We start from the raw sequence: 19090 nt of genomic DNA on the forward strand, positions 1-19090 counted from the left end.
CATATTGCCATTAGTGTCTGGCAAGTATTTCATCAATTAATCCATATTCCTTTGCCTCTTGGGCGGACATAAAGTTATCTCTCTCTGTATCGCGCCTGATCACTTCCAGGCTCTGTCCTGTATTCTCTGCCAGAATCGTGTTCAATTTTTCACGGGTCTTCAGGATATGCTCTGCAACAATCTTGATTTCTGTAGCCTGACCCTGTGCACCGCCTGAAGGCTGGTGGATCATAATCTCTGCATTCGGAAGTGCAAAGCGTTTGCCCTTCTGGCCGCCTGAAAGCAGGAATGCCCCCATGCTGGCCGCCATTCCGACACATACTGTAGATACATCGCACTTGATGTACTGCATTGTATCATAAATCCCCATGCCTGCTGTTACAGAACCTCCCGGACTGTTTATATACAGCTGTATATCCTTATCCGGATCATCTGCCTCGAGGAAAAGAAGCTGTGCAATAATGACACTTGCTGAAACATCATTCACTTCTTCTCCAAGGAATATAATTCTCTCTTTTAATAATCTTGAATAAATGTCGTAGGAGCGTTCTCCACGGCTCGTCTGTTCAATGACGTAAGGTACTAAACTCATCGATGTCCCTCCTAATTAATTTGAATCAAATCTGCCACACCTGTGCAGCAGTCTCACCGGGTTATCTCCCCTCAAACCTGAATTCCGTTAAAAGGATTATGCCTCAACTGCTGCCTCGGCAATCAGTGTAACTGCTTCCTGTACAGCGATGTCTTCCTTCATCTGGTTCTTCTCATTCTCTCCCATAAACTCTTTCAGTTTATCAACTTCCATCTGGTATGACTCAGCCATCTTCTGGAGTTCTTCTTCCAGACGTTCATCTGATACTTCAATGTTCTCAGCTTTTACAACAGCCTCAAGTACAAGTCTTGTCTTGATGCGTTTCTCAGCCTGTGGCTTCAGTTCTTCCATCATCTTCTCTTCTGTCATTCCTGTGAACTGGAAGTACTGCTCAACAGACAGGCCCTGCTGCTGGATACGGCGTGCAAAGTCATCTGCCATCTGTCTTACCTGCATATCAATCATAGCTTCCGGAATGTCCATCTGTGCATTCTCGATCGCTTTATCTACTGCCTGGTTCTCTTTTTGTTCTTTTCCTTCACGCTCTTTGCGCTCTTTGATGTTCTTCTTTACTTCTGCCTTGTAATCATCCAGTGTCTCGCACTCAGATACTTCAGATGCAAATTCATCATCTAATTCAGGCATCTCTTTTGCCTTAATAGAATGTACGGTACATTTGAAAACAGCTTCTTTCCCTGCCAGTTCTTTTGCCTGGTAATCTTCCGGGAATGTCACCTTTACTTCTGTTTCCTTGTCAATCTCAGCGCCGATCAGCTGCTCTTCGAATCCCGGGATAAAAGAACCGGAACCGATTGTCAGCGGGTAATCCTCACCCTTTCCGCCTTCGAATGCTTCTCCGTCAACGAATCCCTCAAAGTCCAGTGTTACCTGATCCTTGTCTTCAACTGCACGGTCTGTTACATCAACAGTTCTTGCATTGCGTTCGCGTTCTTTCTCGATCTCTTCGTCAACTTCTTTTGCTGTAACCCTTGTAGATACCTTATCTACTGTCAGTCCTTTATATTCACCAAGAGTCACTTCCGGCTTCACTGCTACTTCTGCTGTGAAGATAAACGGCTTGCCCTTCTCTAACTGGACAACGTCGATCTGAGGCTGGGAAACCAGCTCCAGTTCACACTCGTCATAAGCTTTTGAGTATGCTTCCGGGATCATCTTGTTGGCTGCTTCATCATAGAACACTTCCGGTCCGTACATCTTCTCAATCATCTGTCTCGGGACTTTCCCTTTACGGAAACCAGGCAAGTTAATCTGCTTGCGCTGTTTTAAGTATGCTGCCTGGAGTGCTTTCTCCACATCTTCTGCCGGAACTTCAATTGTAAGTTTCGCCATATTATGTTCTAAATTCTCTACCTGTAAACTCATTTTTTATTTTCCTCCTTGATTCGTACCATTCAAACGCTAATCCGTATCTTCCAGAATTTCTTCTTCTGAAAATATACCCTCGCAGTCATTGAAACAGTATAGCACATAAGTTCGTAAATTTCCAGTACTTTTTACGGGTTCTTGGGCTTTTTAAGGCTCCTTATGCTATTTTACTTTCATATCTGTCACTTTTTTGTCATGATTCTGCTGTTTTATACTGGCATCCGTCTTTTTTTACGGCAGATACCGGCGTCTTTATATGCTATGCCGTGCTTTTTTATGCATATATGACTGATTCACTTACTTCATCTGCTTTCTCCTGTCCGCATAGTATGGAGATCAGCGTGAGTGCAAAAGGAATGGCAGTCCCCATCCCACGGCTTGTTATAATATGACCATCCACTGCCACAGATTCTCTCACCACATCCGCACCTGTGAGTGTCCCCTCCATAGAAGGATAGGAGCATGCGGTACGGCCTTTCAGGAATCCCAATGCCCCAAGTATGCTCGGTGCGGCACAAATAGCTGCGATATATGCCTGTTTCTCATAAAATTCTTTCAGCAGCTCTTCGAGTCCTGCGTGTTCCTGCAGGTGAACCGTTCCCGGCATCCCGCCCGGAAGTACAAGCATATCCACGTCGGAAAAATCCATATTCCCAAACAGTACATCCGCATTCACACCAATCCCGTGGGCGCCATGTATAACGAGGCTGCCTGATACAGATACTGTATCCACATGCACTCCCGCCCTTCTCAGTAAATCAACAACCGTAAGACCTTCAATCTCTTCAAAACCATCTGCAAGAAAAACACTGACACGCTTCATTATAAAAACTCCTCCTTTGACGACCAAGATAAATGGGCTTTGATACCTACTGAACAACAGTGTAACAAAAGCAGGGAGAAAATGCAATTACCGGTGTTTAAAAATGCAGCGGGCCAATGATTTACTTTTAGACGGCAGTGTATTATGATGAAGCTGTATAAATCTGGAAACTACAGATAAAATAATTTTTAGGAAAGGATTATTATAATGGAAATTGAACGCAAGTATTTAATAGAAGAAAAGGACCTCCCCTCCGGATTTTCCTCATATCCCTGCCGGCACATTGAGCAGGGATATCTCTGCCGGGAACCTGTCGTGAGGGTACGGCGGGATAATGATCGTTATTTTCTCACTTACAAGTCCAAGGGGCACATGGTCCGGGAGGAGTATAATCTCCCCCTTACGGCTGAGGCTTATGAACATCTTAAGGAAAAGACCGACGGACGGCTGATCGTAAAGGACCGTTATATGATTCCACTGGAAGGAGATCTTACAATCGAATTGGATATCTTTGGCGGGGATCTGGCCCCCCTGATTCTGGCGGAAGTAGAATTTCCGGATACTGAATCAGCAGAAACCTTCCAACCGCCTTTGTGGTTCGGGGAGGATGTCACATTCTCTTCCCAGTATCATAACAGTACGCTTAGCATTTGCAACTAAACGTGGCATTGTGTCATTTTGATTCGTTTTGCGGCATAGAATATCCATTTACAGGGAAACGTTATATAATTTACAAAGAATTTTCAATCCCTGTAAATGGAGGTGCGGCTTTGGCAAACATACAGCTTGTGAAAAACATGAAGACACTGAGAAAAAAATACAATCTTACACAGCAGGAGCTTGCTGACCGCCTCAATATCTCCAGACAGGCGTACTCCAATTATGAAACGAATAAACGGGAACCTGAGATGAGTATCGTCATACGGTTTGCAGAACTTTTCCATGTTTCCTTAGATATGCTGTTCCTTCAGACGATCTCGCCTTACGATGACGATATTATCCGTGAGCGAAAAGGTCCCTACATAACGGCAACTGAAGCTGATACGAAGGATACACTCTATCTGACTTCCGGGGAAGTCGATGTGATACTGAAATACAGACAATTGACAAGCGATAACAAGAGGCTTGTAGATAAAATTCTGGAAAATTAGACTATTCCTGTATTCCTTTTACAAGTTCCAGAGTAAACCAGAATTCCACGCCGTCTTCCTTGTTCTGCGCCCCATATTCTCCGCCAAGTGTCTCCGTAATCGTCTTTACAATAGCCAGTCCTATTCCCGCATGGCCGGCATCCCGGGTGCGCGCCCTGTCCTGTTTGTAAAACTCAATCCAGATATCCTCTAATTCACTCTCCGGTATCCGGCTGCCGGTATTAAATATGGATACACGGATGAAATCTCCAGCATTTTCTGCCTGAATCCGGATTTCCTTCTCTCCTTCTGCATATTGGATTGCATTGGACAAATATTGCCGGACTACCTCTTCCACCTTATCCGGATCACTTCTCACATACACAGGCCCATCTGGAGCAAAAAGAATCTTTGCCTCCCTTATGGCAGCCTCCGGACCCTGTTCTGCTATCGCTTTATAGACAAGTCCTGCCACATCAAATGTCTCATATTTTATGTCATCATGTTCCAGCTGGTTCATCTGAAACAGACGTTTCAGTATACGGTCAGTCTTTTGCACCTCGTCTGCTATGATCTCACAGTACATATCACAGGCTTCCGGGTCCTCTTTTACAAGCGCTGAAATCCCTTCTGTATAACCCTGGATCAATGCCAGCGGAGTTTTCAATTCGTGGGAAATATCCGTGACCAGACGCCTCCTGCGCTCTTCTTCCTGCGTTTTAAACATCAGATATTCCTGAAGCTTAATATTTGATTCTCTCAGTTGTTCCAGCGTCTTCTTCAGGGTCCCCGTCATCCTGTTCAGATTCTCCCCGAGTACATCTAGTTCATTATTGCATTGTCCGAGGTACATCCGTTCAAAATCCAGAGATGCCGCATGCTGTGACACGTCAACAAGTTCCATAATCGGCTGTGTCTTAACCTTCAGAACTTTATTAATAAAGATTAGGCTGAGCAGGCAGATAACACCGCCCACAGCAATATAAAACCGGTTGGCAAGAGACACGCTTTCCCTCATACTCTCAAGCGGGCTCTGAATAATCACACCCAAAATCAGAAACAGAACCTGCCTCTTAAACCGCCCTCGTATCCGTCCCATACACTATCAACCCTTATCCTAAAAAATATAGAATCATATGCTGTTTTGACAGCATCACCAAGTTATCTGGTTTAACTATAGCAAAACATTGTGTTCAATCCATGTAAATTCTGTGACGGGGTTCCTGTACGCCGCTGCAATGCGCAAAAATCGCCGGGGTTCCCTTAAGTAGGTACTCCCGGCGATTCGCTCTTAACATTTTCCAATTAGTCAGCCAGACCAAATCCGTCATGTACTGCAATCATGGCTCTTTCTACATCTTTTTCATCGATCAGTACTGTAATACGTACTTCCGAGGTCGCAATCATATTGATATTCACACCCGCATTAAACAAGGCCTCAAACATTTTTGCAGCAACACCCGGATTGCTCATCATGCCTGCACCTACGATAGAAATTTTAGCGACTGTATCCTGATGCGTTATTTCCTTAATCGTCAGTGCCTCTTTGTTTTCCTCCAGAATCTCCATCGCATGTTTCAGGTCATCCTGGGCAACCGTAAATGAGATATCCTTCGTTCCTTCACGTCCGACAGACTGCAGGATAATATCCACATTGATTCCTTTTTTTGCCAGTGTATTGAATATTTTAAATGCAACGCCCGGTTTGTCATCCACACCGATCACAGAAACTCTGGATGTGTTTTTATCAGATGCAACCCCGCTGATCAACATTTTTTCCAATTTAACTACCTCCTTGACTACCGTTCCTTCTTCTCTGTTCAGGCTGGAGCGTACTACCAGCTGTACCCCGTATTTCTTTGCCATCTCCACGGAGCGGTTGTGCAGGACCCTTGCCCCCAGTGACGCAAGTTCCAGCATTTCGTCATAGCTGATGGCATCCAGTTTTCTCGCATTTGGTACGATTCTCGGATCGGCCGTATATACGCCGTCCACATCCGTGTATATTTCACAGGCGTCCGCATGAAGTGCCGCGGCAATTGCCACGGCCGTCGTGTCGGAGCCGCCCCTGCCCAGAGTCGCATAATCATCATATTTATTGATTCCCTGAAATCCGGTAACAATAACAATCTTTTTGTAGTCCAGTTCATGGCGGATACGCTCCGCATCCACCCGCTTAAAACGGGCGTTGCCATATGTGGATGTACAGTGCATTGCAACCTGAAAGGCATTCAGGGATACTGCGGGTACTCCCATCGAATTAATCGCCATCGCCATGAGTGATACGGAAACCTGTTCTCCGGTTGTGAGGAGCATATCCATCTCCCGTTTGGACGGTTCCGGCGTAATCATCTTCGCCTTCTCGATCAGTTCATCTGTTGTATCGCCCATTGCCGACAATACTACGATGATGTCATTTCCCTTTCTATAATCCTCAATGCAGCGTTCTGCCACCCGGAAAATACATTCCTTGTCAGCAACTGAACTGCCCCCAAATTTCTTAACTATCAGCATGTTATCCTCCTAGTTCCTATGTCTTCCAAGCTCAATGAAGATGTATTACCTTTTTTCAAAGAGATGGTCAATGAGCGTATATCCTTCGTCCTCACGGATTCCGGTTTCGGAAGCCTCTGCTTCATTATATGCATCTGCCGTATGTTCCGCCTTTCTGCTGTCATAAAGCATATAAGGCACCGGATCTGATGTATGGGTCCGCACCCTGATTGGCGTCGGGTGGTCCGGCAGGACGAGCATACGGAAGTCTTCTCCCGCATCTTCCAGCATACCGGCGGCCGGCCCTATGATATCATGATCTATCTTTTCAATGGAAAGAATCTTATTAGCCAGATTTCCCTGGTGACCCATCTCATCTGGTGCTTCTATATGAATATATGCAAAATCATAACCGTCCTGAATCAGCGCATCAGCCGCTGCCTTCGCCTTTCCTGCATAATTTGTGTTAAGGCCGCCATTGGCCCCTTCCACAGAAATATTGTGCATAGATGCCCCGACTGCGATGCCTTTCAGAAGGTCTACTGCCGATATCATAACACCCTTCTTCCCGTTTTTTTCCTCAAAAGAACGGAGCATCGGTCTTGTTCCGGCCCCCCAGAACCATGCGGAATTTGCCGGATTCAGCCCTTTTCGTTTTCTTTCCAGATTCAGCGGGTGGACGGAGAGAATCTCATAGCTTTTCTCCATCATTTCCCTCAGGACCTGATTCTGGGGCAGATAGTCCCCGATTCTCCTTGTCAGAATATCATGGGGCGGCGTCAGTTCCACTACCTGGCCATTTTTCCAGATGAGGAGATGCCGGTAGCTCGTTCCTGCATAGAATTCGTATCCTTCTCTTTTCAGGCCTTCCTTGAGCGCCTCAACAAGCACGGCTGCATCTTCCGTGCTGATTTCTCCTGAACTATGGTCAACAATCACTCTGTCCTCATAACGCTCCTGCTCTTCTGTCAGGGTCACGATATTACAGCGGAAAGAAACATCCGTCTGTTCCATATCCACACCGATGCTCAATGCCTCCAATGGAGACCTTCCGGTATAATATTCACGCGGATTGTATCCGATGACAGACAAATTCGCCGTGTCGCTTCCGGGAGACATTCCCTCAGGCACGGTCCGGACCATACCGATCTCGGACAAAGGCGCCAGTCTGTCCATATTAGGTGTTGCAGCTGTTTCAAGCGGAGTCTTTCCGCCCAGTTCTTCCATCGGCTCATCTGCCATGCCGTCACACAATACGATTACATATTTCATGTCTTTATTCAACCTTCTTTTTTAGCCCTCTACGCGTATCATATGCAGAATACTCGGAAACTCTCCCGCATTTCTTTCATAAGTACCTTCTGTCATCGTCTCAGTCAGGAAGCCGAATTCACCTTCCAGCCCTTCTGCCTTTACGATTTCTATAGGTCCGAATTTACTCTCCAGATGTGCCTTCATCGCATCGGCATCACCCTTTATTCTTACGAAATAACGCTTGCTTGTATCTGCGATCGGCTGCAGTTTTAACTTGTCACTCTTCCACATAGTCATGATATTGCGGTTCAGGTGCTTTGCCTCGTCTACCACATCCGCAACGACTGCACTGGCTGTCGGCAGTTTTCCTGCCCCACTTCCGTAAAACATGGCATCCCCCAGTACATTCCCATGTACGAAAATTGCGTTGAATACATCATTTACATTGTAAAGAGGATGTTCTTTCTGGAGCATATACGGCGCAACAATTGCATGAAGATTATCCCCGTCACGTTTGCTGGAGGCTAAAAGTTTAATCGTCATGCCGAGTGATTTGGCATACATCATATCTTCTTTTGTAATCTTTGTGATACCTTCTGTATAAATGTCCTCGAAATCAACCTGCTGCCCCGAGATCAGGGAGGATAGGATCGCGATCTTCCTGCATGCGTCAAATCCTTCCACATCCGCCTCCGGATTGCGCTCCGCATACCCTTTGTCCTGCGCCTCTTTGAGCACCTCATCATAATCGGCGCCTTCATAGAACATCTTACTAAGCATATAGTTGGTCGTTCCATTTAAAATTCCTGTGATTTCCTCGATCTCATCTGCTGTCATGGAAGAATTCAGAGGCCTGATAATCGGTATCCCGCCTCCCACACTTGCTTCAAACAGGAAATTGATATTATTGTCTCTTGCGATGGACAAAAGCTCTGCCCCGTGTTTTGCCACGAGGGCCTTGTTGGATGTAGCCACACTCTTTCCAGCCTGAAGGCAGCGCTTCACAAATGTGTATGCAGGCTCGATGCCCCCCATGACTTCCACGACGATCTGCACGTCCGGGTCATTTACGATTGTATCAAAATCATGGACCAGCTTCTCCTGGACTGGGTCTCCCGGGAACTCTCTCAAATCCAATACATATTTAATATTTAATTCGTCCCCGATTCTCTGGTTGATGCGCTCACCGTTCGTATTAATAACCTCAACGACTCCCGAACCAACTGTACCGTATCCCATAACCGCTATATTTACCATGTCTTCCTCCTTTTCCCTCCTGAACACTCACTCAGATATGCATTGATAAACGGGTCTATATTCCCGTCAAGCACACCGCTTACATTGCTGATTTCTGTATTTGTACGGTGGTCTTTTACCAGCGTATACGGCTGCATAACATAGGACCTGATCTGGCTCCCGAAGCCAATCTCCTTCATCTCACCGCGGATATCAGAAACCTTTTCCGCCTGCTCCTGCTCTTTTAAAAGATACAGCTTTGCCTTTAACATCTGCATTGCCTTATCCTTGTTCATGTGCTGGGAGCGCTCGTTCTGGCACTGTACTACAATCCCGGTCGGCAGATGTGTAATCCTGACGGCAGATGATGTCTTATTGACATGCTGTCCGCCCGCACCGCCGGAACGGTATGTGTCAATCCGCAGATCCTCGTCATTGATCTCGATATCAATCTCATCCTCTATATCCGGAATCACATCACAAGACGCAAACGACGTCTGGCGCTTTCCGGCCGCATTAAACGGGGAAATCCGTACCAGACGGTGCACACCCTTCTCAGAGCGCAGATACCCATATGCATTCTCTCCCTCTACCTCAAAGGTTACGCCTTTGATGCCTGCCACGTCACCGTCCAGATAGTCAAGTACTTCAAGAGAAAATCCCTTTTTCTCGGCCCACCTGCTGTACATCCGGTACAGCATGCCTGCCCAGTCGCATGACTCCGTCCCGCCTGCCCCGGCATGAAGCGTCACAATTGCACTGCTTTTATCATACTCACCGGTAAGAAGTGTCTGGATACGCAGCTCCTCGAACTCTTCTTCAAACTGCCCGAGTTCCTCCTCGATCCCTTTCACGGTCTCATTGTCCGCATCCTCTTCACTCATCTCGATGAGCAGCCCAAGATCCTCATAATCCGCATACAGCTTTTCTATCTGTTTGACTGAATCCTGAAGCCCCTTTAAATGCTTCATTGTATGGCTTGATTTCTCAGGGTTATCCCAGAATCCAGGTTCTTCAATCTTTCGTTCCAGTTCTTCGATCCGCTCTTTCTTTGACGCTAAGTCAAAGTGAATCCCTCAAATCTTTCAGCGGTTCTTCATAAGCACTCAGTCTTGTTTTCAGTTCGTCTAACAAAACCACCTTTATCACCTCTTTCTTACTTAAATGAGAATCTGTAAACACAGATTCTCTTATATTAACTGATTCATAAATTGATTTTCTTATTACCTTCGTCCGCAGCACTGTTTGTACTTTTTACCGCTTCCGCACGGGCATGGGTCATTCGGGTAAATCTTCTTCTCTTCCCTCTTCTTCGGGGCACGTACAGCGCTTTCGTCCTTGTTCGTGCCTGTTGCCTTGGCAACCTGTTCTCTCTCAACCTTCTGCTCGACACGGATGTGGAACAGGGTACGTATCGTTGTCTCGGCGATGGAATTCGTCATCTCACCGAACATATCATATCCCATCATCTTATACTCTACAAGGGGGTCCCTCTGCCCGTAAGCCTGGAGTCCAATTCCCTGACGGAGCTGGTCCATATCATCAATATGGTCCATCCACCTTCCGTCAATAACTTTCAGAAGAACCACACGCTCGATCTCACGCAGATGCTCTGCCTCCGGGAATTCTGCCTCTTTTGCCTCGTAAGCTTTGACAGCTCTTTCCTTCAGAAGGTGCTTCAATTCCTTCTGCTGCATCTCGTGGGCTTCCTCTGCTGAAGGCAGCTGAAGCTGCGGGATCACATCGTGGAGCACAACATCAAGTTCTTTCAAATCCCATTCTTCCGGATCTACATCGGGCGAGATAAAACGGTCAACAGAATTCTCAACATATTCCGTGATCATATTATAGATTGTATCCCGCATGCTTTCCCCATCCAGTACACGGCGTCTCTCACTGTAAATGATCTCACGCTGCTCGTTCATAACCTGGTCATATTCCAACAGGTTTTTACGGATACCAAAGTTGTTATTCTCTATCTTCTTCTGTGCCTTTTCGATAGCACTGGAAAGCATCTTATGTTCGATCTGCTCCCCTTCTTCCACGCCGAGGGTGCTGAACACACTCATCAGCTTCTCCGAACCAAACAGGCGCATGAGGTCGTCCTGCAGGGAAATATAGAAACGGGATTCTCCCGGGTCTCCCTGACGTCCGGAACGTCCGCGCAGCTGGTTGTCAATACGTCTGGACTCATGGCGTTCCGTTCCGATGATCTTCAGTCCACCCGCTTCCCTCGCTTTGTCGTCCAGCTTAATATCGGTACCACGTCCTGCCATGTTTGTCGCAATGGTCACCGCACCGTGTACACCGGCATCTGCCACGATCTCAGCCTCGAGTTCATGGTATTTGGCGTTCAGAACTTTATGCTGGATGCCTTCTTTTTTCAGCATCTTGCTGAGCAGTTCCGAAATCTCAATTGTAATTGTACCGACCAGTACCGGCTGTCCTGTCGCATGTGCTTTTTTCACTTCTTCGACAACTGCCTTGAATTTCTCTTTCTCCGTACTATAAACGGCATCTTCCAGATCCACTCTCTGAACAGGTTCGTTGGTCGGGATTTCGATAACATCCATCCCGTAAATATCACGGAACTCCTTCTCCTCTGTGAGGGCCGTACCTGTCATACCGCTCTTCTTTTCATACTTATTAAACAGATTCTGGAATGTAATAGTTGCAAGGGTCTTGCTCTCTCTTCTTACCTTCACATGTTCCTTTGCCTCAATTGCCTGATGCAGTCCGTCTGAGTAACGGCGTCCCGGCATAATACGTCCGGTAAACTCATCAACAATCATAACCTCGCCCTCAGGTGTCACAACATAGTCCTGATCACGGAACATCAGGTTATGTGCGCGCAGTGCAAGGATGATGTTATGCTGGATCTCAAGGTTGTCCGGGTCTGCCAGGTTCTCAATGTGGAAGAAATTCTCTACCTTCTTCACACCGTCTTCTGTCAGGTTCACGGCTTTTTCTTTTTCATTAACAATGAAATCCCCAGTCTCTTCGATGTCCTCTCCCATGATGGCATTCATCTTGGAAAATTCACCGCTTGCCTCACCACGTTCAAGCTGGCGTGCCAGAATATCGCATGCCTCATACAGTTTGGTAGACTTGCTGCTCTGGCCCGATATAATCAGAGGTGTTCTGGCCTCATCAATCAGAACCGAGTCGACCTCATCGATGATGGCAAAATGAAGGCCGCGCTGAACGAGCTGTTCCTTATAAATAACCATGTTATCACGCAGATAGTCGAAACCAAGTTCATTATTCGTTACGTAAGTGATATCGCAGTTGTATGCCGCACGGCGCTCATCATTATCCATAGAATTCAGGACAACTCCCACCGTCAGTCCAAGGAATTCATGAACCTTTCCCATCCATTCAGCATCACGTTTTGCAAGATAGTCATTGACTGTTACGATATGCACGCCTTTCCCAACCAGGGCGTTCAGATATGCAGGAAGCGTTGAAACCAGTGTCTTACCTTCACCGGTCTTCATCTCAGAAATACGCCCCTGATGCAGAATGATACCGCCGATAAGCTGTACGCGGTAATGACGCATTCCGAGGCTTCTCTTTGCAGCTTCTCTTACAACCGCATAAGCCTCCGGGAGGATATCATCGGTTGTCTCTCCATCTTCAAGACGTTTCTTGAATTCTCTGGTCTTATCTTTTAATTCTGCATCGGACAGTGCCTCCATCTCTGGCTCTAATGACTCTATCCGGTCCACAATCGGGTAAACACGCTTTAATTCATTTTCGCTGTGTGTTCCGAAAATTTTCTCTATTAAGCTCATAATCCGTAATTTACTCCTTGTCTAAATTTACTCTAAGCTTCATTCTAACACTATCTTCCAGTGAATTCAACAAATTAATGATTTGTTCAATTTGTTCATAACTTATTCATACCTTTACCAGTGTATCGTACGGAATCTTTCCGCCGAACAGGTCCAGCGCGCTTCCGATCGTAAAATCAAGTTTTCCCCCGCAGGCTGAGCGGAATTGCCCAAGATCCTCCATACTGCCGATGCCCCCTGCGTAGGTAACCGGTATTTTCGCCCATTGTCCAAGCATACGTACGAGATTCATCTCGACCCCCGATGATTTTCCCTCCACATCGACGCCGTGTACAAGAAACTCATCACAGTATTCAGACAGTTCTTCCAGAACCTCAGGCGTCAGGCACACATCCGTGAATGTCTGCCAGCGGTTTGTCACTATATAATAGGAAGTATCTTTCCTGCGGCAGCTTACATCCAGAACAACATGTTCCTTTCCCACTGCCGATACCAGTTTTTTCAGATTCTCCCTGTGGAACTGCCCGTCCTGGAATACATAAGATGTCACGATCACATGGCTGGCACCGGCACGGAGATACTCCGCCGCATTCTCAGCCGTAATCCCCCCGCCGATCTGCATCCCTCCCGGATACGCTTCCAACGCACTAAGCGCCTGTTTCTTCGTCGCCTCGTAATACTCGGAAGACGCAGGATTCAGCAGAATAATATGTCCGCCTTTCAGTCCGTCCTTCTCATAAAGCTTTGCATACCATGCCGCATCCAGTTCAGAAGCAAAATTCGTCACGGCCCGGTCCCCCTGGTCCTTCAGGCTGCCCCCTACAATCTGTTTTACTTTCCCATTGTGAATGTCAATACAAGGTCTGAATTTCATAACAATCCTTTCATTTCTTCAAAGGGGTCAGACCCCTTTGAAGCTGCTTGTTAAGTATTTATCAATATCTGTTGTCGAATATCCTCGTGGATTTCTTTTCACTCCGCGGCAGGTCCCCGATCGATACCGGCATGACGTTGACCGTGATTCCGATTTTGGCCTTGAACGCCTTTTTCACAGCGTCCTCTGCCTGCTTTTTATCTACGTTTTTGTTGATCTCTACAAACAGGGTACAGACATCTTTTCCATTCATATGATCCAGCATAAACTGGTACTCGCTGGACGCCTCCGGAACATCCTTTAACATCTCTTCGATCTGGCTCGGGAATATATTGACACCCTTGACTTTTACCATATCATCTGTTCTTCCGATCAGGGTATCGATCCTCGGGAATCTGGAACCGCATTTGCAGTCTCCCGGAATGAAGCGGGTCAGGTCATGGGTACGGTAGCGCACAAGCGGGGCGCCCTGCTTGCGCAGTGTTGTAATCGCCAGTTCTCCAATTTCCCCATCAGGCACATTTTTCCCAGTCTTTGGGTCCACGATTTCAAAGTAAAGGTAATCATCCCAGTAATGCATCCCGCATTCGTAATCACAGCTCATGGCGATTCCCGGTCCATAGACCTCAGTCAGGCCGTAAATGTCATACAGTTGTACACCCAGCTCTGCCGCGATGCGTTTTCTCATCTTCTCGCCCCAGCGTTCGGAACCGATCACACCTTTTTTCAAGTGTATTTTATCCGAAATCCCTTTTTTTGCGATCTCTTCCGCAAGAAGCAGTGCATAGGAGGATGTGGCACATAAGACGGTCGCCTTCATATCCTTCATCATCCGGAGCTGCTTTTCTGTGTTGCCCGGGCCCATTGGGATCGTCATGGCTCCCAGATATTCCGCACCTGCCTGAAACCCGATCCCTGCCGTCCACAAACCATACCCCGGTGTAATCTGGATTCTGTCGAGTGCCGTAATCCCAGCCATCTCATAACAGCGTGCAAACATTTTTGCCCAGTCTTCTACGTCCTTTTTTGTATAAGGAATGATAACCGGTGTGCCGGTTGTTCCTGAAGAAGAATGTATCCGCACGATTTCCTCATCCGGCACCGCCTGGAGCCCAAGCGGGTATGCCTCACGAAGATCTCCCTTCCATGTAAAAGGCAGTGTTTCAAAATCCTCCTGTGTCTGGATTTTGGAAATGTCGATCTCCTTAAACTTTTCTTTATAAAAGCAGTCCTTCGATGTCAGCTGCTTCAGATTCTCTCTAATCAGCTCAAGCTGTAATTCTGTCATTCTCATGTCTGTTCTCCTTTATAGCCTGTCAGCATGTTCGTACGCCGCTTTTCCAAGTGCCAGTGCCTTTTTGTTCATCTCCAGGAAACGCTCCTTAACATTGCTGGTGACCGCCTTTTCCATTTCTTCCGAAGAAATATCTAATGCCCCGCTTGCAGCAGCGGCCCCAAGCAGCGCGACATTCAGTACCTTTGCGGAACCTGCCTGAAGGCAGAGTTCTTCCCCATCCAGTATCGCCAGATTACTTACGTTTTTCTTCAGATACTGAATCATGTCTTCCCCTTCATATGTACTTCCGCCCAGTGTATCTGTAACCGGCTTTACTGCCTTACTGCTTACAATCACTGTGCCGCCTTCTTTCAGGTAAGGAAGGCAGCGCACCGCTTCTGCAGGTTCAAAAGCCAGCAGTATATCCGCAGTTTTCATTGGGATCAGGGGAGAGTGGATTTCCCCGCCCATCCGCACATGGCTTACGACTGAGCCCCCGCGCTGTGCCATTCCGATCGTCTCGGTTGTACGCACGAACTTTCCCTGCTCCATAGCCGCAAAGGCAATCAGTTTGGAAGCCAGAACAACGCCCTGTCCTCCGACTCCGCATAATAAACAGCTTTTATTCATCACATTCTACCTCCCCAATCGCACCAGACGGACATACCTGACTGCACAGGCCGCATCCATAGCACAGTGACGGTTCAATCACGACCACGCCATCATTCACTGCAATTGCCGGGCAGCCCAGCTGTGTGATACAAACCTTGCATTTCGTACAGGCATCCTGTTTCACTTCATATAACGTTCCGGGCCTTGACACGGCAATGCACGGTGACTTGAATATGATGGCACGCACACCTTTTTCTCCGGCAGAACGTTTCACGGCATCCACCGCTTTATCCAGATCAAGCGGATCAACCGTCTCGATCCATGTCAGTCCGATACCTCTTAAAATATTTTCAATGCTGATCTTCGCCGCAACGTCTCCCATCATCGTCACTCCGGTTCCCGGATGGGGCTGGTGTCCGGTCATGGCCGTTGTGGAATTATCCAGTACAACCAGCACGATATCTGTCTGGTTATAAACCGCATTCACGACTCCTGTGATTCCGGAGGCAAAGAATGTAGAGTCCCCGATAAACGAGAAATTCACTGCATCCGGTTCTATAATGTGCAGCCCTTGGGCGATCGTCACATCTGCACCCATGCACAGGCATGTATCTACCATATCAAGGGGCTTCGCATTTCCAAGCGTATAGCAGCCGATATCTCCACTGAATACGGCCTTTTTGCCCCGCATCGCTTTCTTAACGGCATAGAAAGAGGCTCTGTGGGGACACCCTGCACACAATACAGGCGGTCTCACCGGCAGTGCCGGGGCCCTGTCAAGTTCCTCGCCCCCCTCTGTCTTATCATCCTCAATCCCCAGAAAACGATTCAGGTCACCGCGGATACTTTCTACACTGTTTTCCCCTGCATTCTTCGTATCATGGGTGAGTTTTCCACATATTTTTACATCCAGATGGTACTTACCCGCAATCTGGAGAAGTTCTTTCTCGATTACCGGGTCCAGTTCTTCCAGTACAAGCACTTCATCCAAATCCTCCAGAAACTCCTTCGCGAGCCGTTCCGGGAACGGATGAGGTGTACCGATCTTCAAAAACGGAATATTCCCGTCTATCACTTCACTCGTATAAGCATATGACACACCGCCTGATACAACGCCCTTTCTTCCGCTTCCTTTTCTCAGCCGGTTCATCGGATAGGAAGAGAATACTTCTGACAGTTCCACGTTCCTTGCTTCTATTTTAATATGGTTCTGATAAGAAAGCCGCGGGAAGATGACCCAGCGCATCGTATCCTTGATAAACCCTTCGGGCTTTGGCACTTCTATTTTCGGAAGAAGTTCAATACTCACACAGGCATGGCAGATTCTCGTTGTCGGGCGGAACAGAACCGGTGTCTGGTACTTCTCGGAATACTCGAAAGCATCCGCTATCATCAGATAGGCCTCCTCCGGTGAAGATGGGTCGAATACAGGCAGTTTTGAAAACTGTGCAAAATGTCTCGTATCCTGTTCCGTCTGGGAGGAAATCGGTCCCGGATCATCGGCAGACACGATGACCATGCCGCCCTTAACCCCCACATAGGCGAGGCTCATCAGTGGATCAGATGCTACATTTAAGCCGACCTGCTTCATCGTAACAAGAGTCCTCGCACCCGCATATGCGGCCCCTGCCCCGACTTCCATCGCCGCCTTTTCATTCGTAGACCATTCTACATGGATACTTCCGTCATTCTGCTTTGCGATCGTCTCCAGAATCTCGGTGGAAGGCGTTCCCGGATAACCGGTTACCATCCTGACACCGGCCCGGACAGCACCCAGACCGATCGCCTCATTGCCCATAACAAGCTTTTTCTCAGTACTCATACTATGTATTACTCCTTTGCTTTATCAAACGTCTCATTTTGATATTTTACCACATTAAAGTTGAAAAATCCATATGTAAGTAGTTCGGGTATAAACTAACAGCAGGACTTACGCCCTGCTGTTAACCCTGCAGACTCATTCCGTCCCTGCGGGACAGGGGTCTGCTTTCTCTATCGGTTATTTGTTGTATCGTCTGCTTTGTTGTCGTCATTTACATTTTTGTCGTTTGTGTTTCTGTCATTTAAGTTATCCTTTTCAGGACCGTTGTTATCTGTCAGATCATCTGCTGCATTGTCAACGCCGTCTGTGATATCGTCTACTGCATCATCAACAACTCCATCACCGTTTTTATCCCTTGTTCCAGTACCATCGGTAGCATCATTTGTGTCACTGCTGTTTGTTGTATTGTTTGCGCCATCATTTGTATTCTTGTCTGTACCACATGCAGTAACACCGCAGAGAACTCCTGCACACATCATTAATAATAAAAACTTTTTAATTTTTTTCATTTTGTTTCTCCCTTTCCACAAATATTCTTGTGTTAGTAATATTTGCAATTTCGGGATCTTTATGTGTGGGAAAAATTTCTATATTTTTATTTTCTTCTGATAAATTCATAAAATGCAAAGATGATTGATACTACAGTCAGCACAGATACAATCAGTTCTGACATATTATTTGCATAATCAGTCATTTGGGGCTGCACAGCTCCTAGAATAAAAAAGTATACGGTCCAGATCAGTCCCAATACTAAGATCAGCAGTGTGAAAAATGTTAAAAAACGTGAGCCTGCTTTCCATAATTTCTGATATAATAATTTCTGCTTCTCCGTATATTCCTTTTTCCTTATCCGGCTCTTAATTGCACCACATATGACTCCTGCTATTGTACCGACAGACAGGCAGACACATAATAAATATATTTTATGCATTATTTCCTGCCGCCTCCCGCAGTTTCTGCATGGCGCGCTCTTCTATCTGGCGGATGCGTTCTCTGGTAACATTCATCATTCCGCCGACATCCTCCAGTGTATGGGCCTTTCCGTCCTCAAGACCGAATCTCAGGCGGATGACTTTCTGCTCTTTTTCACTGAGTTTTTCCAAAAGCTGTGCCACTTCTTCCTTGCGGATCAGGGATGCGACCGCATCCTCGGGCGTATTTTCTTCCTCATCCTCTATGAAATCCTCAAGGCTGGATTCACCATCCTCGCCGACCGGAGTTTCCAGAGACAGGGGGTTTTTAAGCAGTGCCTGTATATTCTCTACTTCTTCTGCCGTCCTATCCCCAAGTCTTTTAGCGATCTCTCCTGAAGTCGCATCTCTTCCAAGTTCCTGCTTTAATAACTGAGCCGTCTTCTGGACTTTTCTCATATTTTCTGCCACATGGACCGGAACCCGGATCTCATGGGACTGTTCATCTATCGCACGCATAATGGCTTCCTTGATCCACCACGACGCATAGGTGGAGAAACGGTTCCCCTTCGTGTAGTCAAACTTCTCGACCGCACGCATCAAACCGATATTACCTTCCTGGATCAGGTCCATAAACTGCATGCCTCTCCCAGAATAATGTCTGGCTATGGATACGACAAGACGCAGATTCGCCTCCTCCAGCTGCCGTCTCGCATCCGGGTCGCCTTTTGCGATCCGTTTTCCCAGTTCCTGCTCCTGTCCGGCATCCAGAAGTGGTATCTGCCCGATCTCTTTTAAATAAATCTTCAGCGGCTCTGTTGCCTCCACATCTTCCGGAATGGATAAATCATCTGTCAAAAATTCTTCGTTATTCTCCATACTGTCCC

Annotated in this window: 18 protein-coding genes; 2 read left to right on the forward strand and 16 right to left on the reverse strand. The window is 47.0% G+C overall.

What is annotated here, in order from left to right; translation table 11 throughout:
• Window positions 1–10: 10 nt before the first annotated feature.
• The 3 genes from clpP to DWX43_RS04925 all read right to left on the reverse strand — a co-directional run bounded on the left by clpP (window position 11) and on the right by DWX43_RS04925 (window position 2801).
• A complete protein-coding gene (gene clpP / locus DWX43_RS04915; RefSeq protein ID WP_109729508.1) occupies window positions 11–592 on the reverse strand; it encodes an ATP-dependent Clp endopeptidase proteolytic subunit ClpP in 582 nt (193 codons plus the stop codon).
• 96 nt (window positions 593–688) lie between these two features.
• Window positions 689–1975 (reverse strand): trigger factor, encoded by a 1287-nt coding sequence (gene tig, locus DWX43_RS04920; RefSeq protein ID WP_109729509.1) that lies wholly within the window; start codon window positions 1973–1975, stop codon window positions 689–691.
• Between the two features lie 277 nt (window positions 1976–2252).
• Entirely contained in the window at window positions 2253–2801 is a 549-nt protein-coding gene (locus DWX43_RS04925; RefSeq protein ID WP_109729510.1) for a DJ-1 family glyoxalase III, read from the reverse strand.
• Between the two features lie 207 nt (window positions 2802–3008).
• Between DWX43_RS04925 and DWX43_RS04930 the strand changes: the two genes are divergently transcribed.
• Window positions 3009–3461, forward strand: a complete 453-nt coding sequence (locus DWX43_RS04930; protein WP_118619185.1) for a CYTH domain-containing protein — start codon at window positions 3009–3011, stop codon at window positions 3459–3461.
• A gap of 110 nt (window positions 3462–3571) precedes the next feature.
• On the forward strand, window positions 3572–3952 hold the full coding sequence (locus tag DWX43_RS04935) for a helix-turn-helix transcriptional regulator (RefSeq protein WP_109729512.1): 381 nt from the start codon (window positions 3572–3574) through the stop codon (window positions 3950–3952).
• Window position 3953: 1 nt separating this feature from the next.
• On the opposite strand, the gene DWX43_RS04940 is transcribed toward DWX43_RS04935, so the two are convergent.
• The 13 genes from DWX43_RS04940 to DWX43_RS05000 all read right to left on the reverse strand — a co-directional run bounded on the left by DWX43_RS04940 (window position 3954) and on the right by DWX43_RS05000 (window position 19082).
• A complete protein-coding gene (locus DWX43_RS04940) occupies window positions 3954–5030 on the reverse strand; it encodes a HAMP domain-containing sensor histidine kinase (RefSeq protein WP_118619187.1) in 1077 nt (358 codons plus the stop codon).
• A gap of 206 nt (window positions 5031–5236) precedes the next feature.
• Window positions 5237–6445: an aspartate kinase gene (locus DWX43_RS04945; RefSeq protein WP_109729514.1), complete on the reverse strand. Its 1209-nt coding sequence runs from the start codon at window positions 6443–6445 to the stop codon at window positions 5237–5239.
• A gap of 45 nt (window positions 6446–6490) precedes the next feature.
• A complete protein-coding gene (locus DWX43_RS04950; RefSeq protein WP_118619189.1) occupies window positions 6491–7696 on the reverse strand; it encodes a cofactor-independent phosphoglycerate mutase in 1206 nt (401 codons plus the stop codon).
• Window positions 7697–7717: 21 nt separating this feature from the next.
• A complete protein-coding gene (locus DWX43_RS04955; protein WP_118619192.1) occupies window positions 7718–8935 on the reverse strand; it encodes a homoserine dehydrogenase in 1218 nt (405 codons plus the stop codon).
• A protein-coding gene (gene prfB / locus DWX43_RS04960) for a peptide chain release factor 2 (protein WP_109729843.1) occupies window positions 8929–10054 on the reverse strand; the annotation gives its coding sequence in 2 pieces (ribosomal slippage) (window positions 8929–9978 and window positions 9980–10054; 1125 coding nt in all). Before prfB ends, DWX43_RS04955 begins: the two co-directional genes overlap by 7 nt.
• 83 nt (window positions 10055–10137) lie before the next feature.
• Complete coding sequence (gene secA / locus DWX43_RS04965; RefSeq protein ID WP_109729517.1) at window positions 10138–12708, reverse strand: preprotein translocase subunit SecA; 2571 nt, start codon at window positions 12706–12708, stop codon at window positions 10138–10140.
• A gap of 106 nt (window positions 12709–12814) precedes the next feature.
• The gene (gene hisA / locus DWX43_RS04970; RefSeq protein WP_118619194.1) at window positions 12815–13582 is read right to left on the reverse strand and encodes a phosphoribosylformimino-5-aminoimidazole carboxamide ribotide isomerase; all 768 of its coding nucleotides are present in this window, start codon (window positions 13580–13582) and stop codon (window positions 12815–12817) included.
• A 61-nt stretch (window positions 13583–13643) separates the two neighbouring features.
• Entirely contained in the window at window positions 13644–14876 is a 1233-nt protein-coding gene (locus DWX43_RS04975; RefSeq protein WP_109729519.1) for a phenylacetate--CoA ligase, read from the reverse strand.
• 12 nt (window positions 14877–14888) lie between these two features.
• Window positions 14889–15488, reverse strand: a complete 600-nt coding sequence (locus DWX43_RS04980; RefSeq protein WP_109729520.1) for an indolepyruvate oxidoreductase subunit beta — start codon at window positions 15486–15488, stop codon at window positions 14889–14891.
• A complete protein-coding gene (iorA, locus tag DWX43_RS04985; protein WP_118619198.1) occupies window positions 15481–17292 on the reverse strand; it encodes an indolepyruvate ferredoxin oxidoreductase subunit alpha in 1812 nt (603 codons plus the stop codon). The genes DWX43_RS04980 and iorA overlap by 8 nt, the downstream gene beginning before the upstream one ends.
• Before the next feature lie 170 nt (window positions 17293–17462).
• Entirely contained in the window at window positions 17463–17801 is a 339-nt protein-coding gene (locus tag DWX43_RS04990; protein WP_109729522.1) for a hypothetical protein, read from the reverse strand.
• Window positions 17802–17887: 86 nt separating this feature from the next.
• On the reverse strand, window positions 17888–18223 hold the full coding sequence (locus tag DWX43_RS04995) for a transporter (protein WP_109729523.1): 336 nt from the start codon (window positions 18221–18223) through the stop codon (window positions 17888–17890).
• Complete coding sequence (locus tag DWX43_RS05000) at window positions 18216–19082, reverse strand: sigma-70 family RNA polymerase sigma factor (RefSeq protein ID WP_118619200.1); 867 nt, start codon at window positions 19080–19082, stop codon at window positions 18216–18218. Before DWX43_RS05000 ends, DWX43_RS04995 begins: the two co-directional genes overlap by 8 nt.
• Window positions 19083–19090: the final 8 nt, after the last annotated feature.

Source organism: Clostridium sp. AF19-22AC (assembly GCF_003479085.1).
Lineage (GTDB): Bacteria > Bacillota > Clostridia > Lachnospirales > Lachnospiraceae > Faecalicatena_A > Faecalicatena_A orotica.

Bases quoted from the DNA above. Each gene is read 5' to 3' on its own strand.
- DWX43_RS04955 (WP_118619192.1), bottom strand. From the start codon at position 8,935: ATGGTAAATATAGCGGTTATGGGATACGGTACAGTTGGTTCGGGAGTC.
- DWX43_RS04945 (WP_109729514.1), bottom strand. From the start codon at position 6,445: ATGCTGATAGTTAAGAAATTTGGGGGCAGTTCAGTTGCTGACAAGGAA.
- DWX43_RS04940 (WP_118619187.1), bottom strand. From the start codon at position 5,030: ATGGGACGGATACGAGGGCGGTTTAAGAGGCAGGTTCTGTTTCTGATT.
- DWX43_RS04950 (WP_118619189.1), bottom strand. From the start codon at position 7,696: ATGAAATATGTAATCGTATTGTGTGACGGCATGGCAGATGAGCCGATG.
- DWX43_RS04925 (WP_109729510.1), bottom strand. From the start codon at position 2,801: ATGAAGCGTGTCAGTGTTTTTCTTGCAGATGGTTTTGAAGAGATTGAA.
- hisA (WP_118619194.1), bottom strand. From the start codon at position 13,582: ATGAAATTCAGACCTTGTATTGACATTCACAATGGGAAAGTAAAACAG.
- iorA (WP_118619198.1), bottom strand. From the start codon at position 17,292: ATGAGTACTGAGAAAAAGCTTGTTATGGGCAATGAGGCGATCGGTCTG.
- DWX43_RS04930 (WP_118619185.1), top strand. From the start codon at position 3,009: ATGGAAATTGAACGCAAGTATTTAATAGAAGAAAAGGACCTCCCCTCC.
- tig (WP_109729509.1), bottom strand. From the start codon at position 1,975: ATGAGTTTACAGGTAGAGAATTTAGAACATAATATGGCGAAACTTACA.
- DWX43_RS04980 (WP_109729520.1), bottom strand. From the start codon at position 15,488: ATGAATAAAAGCTGTTTATTATGCGGAGTCGGAGGACAGGGCGTTGTT.
- DWX43_RS04975 (WP_109729519.1), bottom strand. From the start codon at position 14,876: ATGAGAATGACAGAATTACAGCTTGAGCTGATTAGAGAGAATCTGAAG.
- DWX43_RS05000 (WP_118619200.1), bottom strand. From the start codon at position 19,082: ATGGAGAATAACGAAGAATTTTTGACAGATGATTTATCCATTCCGGAA.
- clpP (WP_109729508.1), bottom strand. From the start codon at position 592: ATGAGTTTAGTACCTTACGTCATTGAACAGACGAGCCGTGGAGAACGC.
- DWX43_RS04995 (WP_109729523.1), bottom strand. From the start codon at position 18,223: ATGCATAAAATATATTTATTATGTGTCTGCCTGTCTGTCGGTACAATA.
- DWX43_RS04990 (WP_109729522.1), bottom strand. From the start codon at position 17,801: ATGAAAAAAATTAAAAAGTTTTTATTATTAATGATGTGTGCAGGAGTT.
- secA (WP_109729517.1), bottom strand. From the start codon at position 12,708: ATGAGCTTAATAGAGAAAATTTTCGGAACACACAGCGAAAATGAATTA.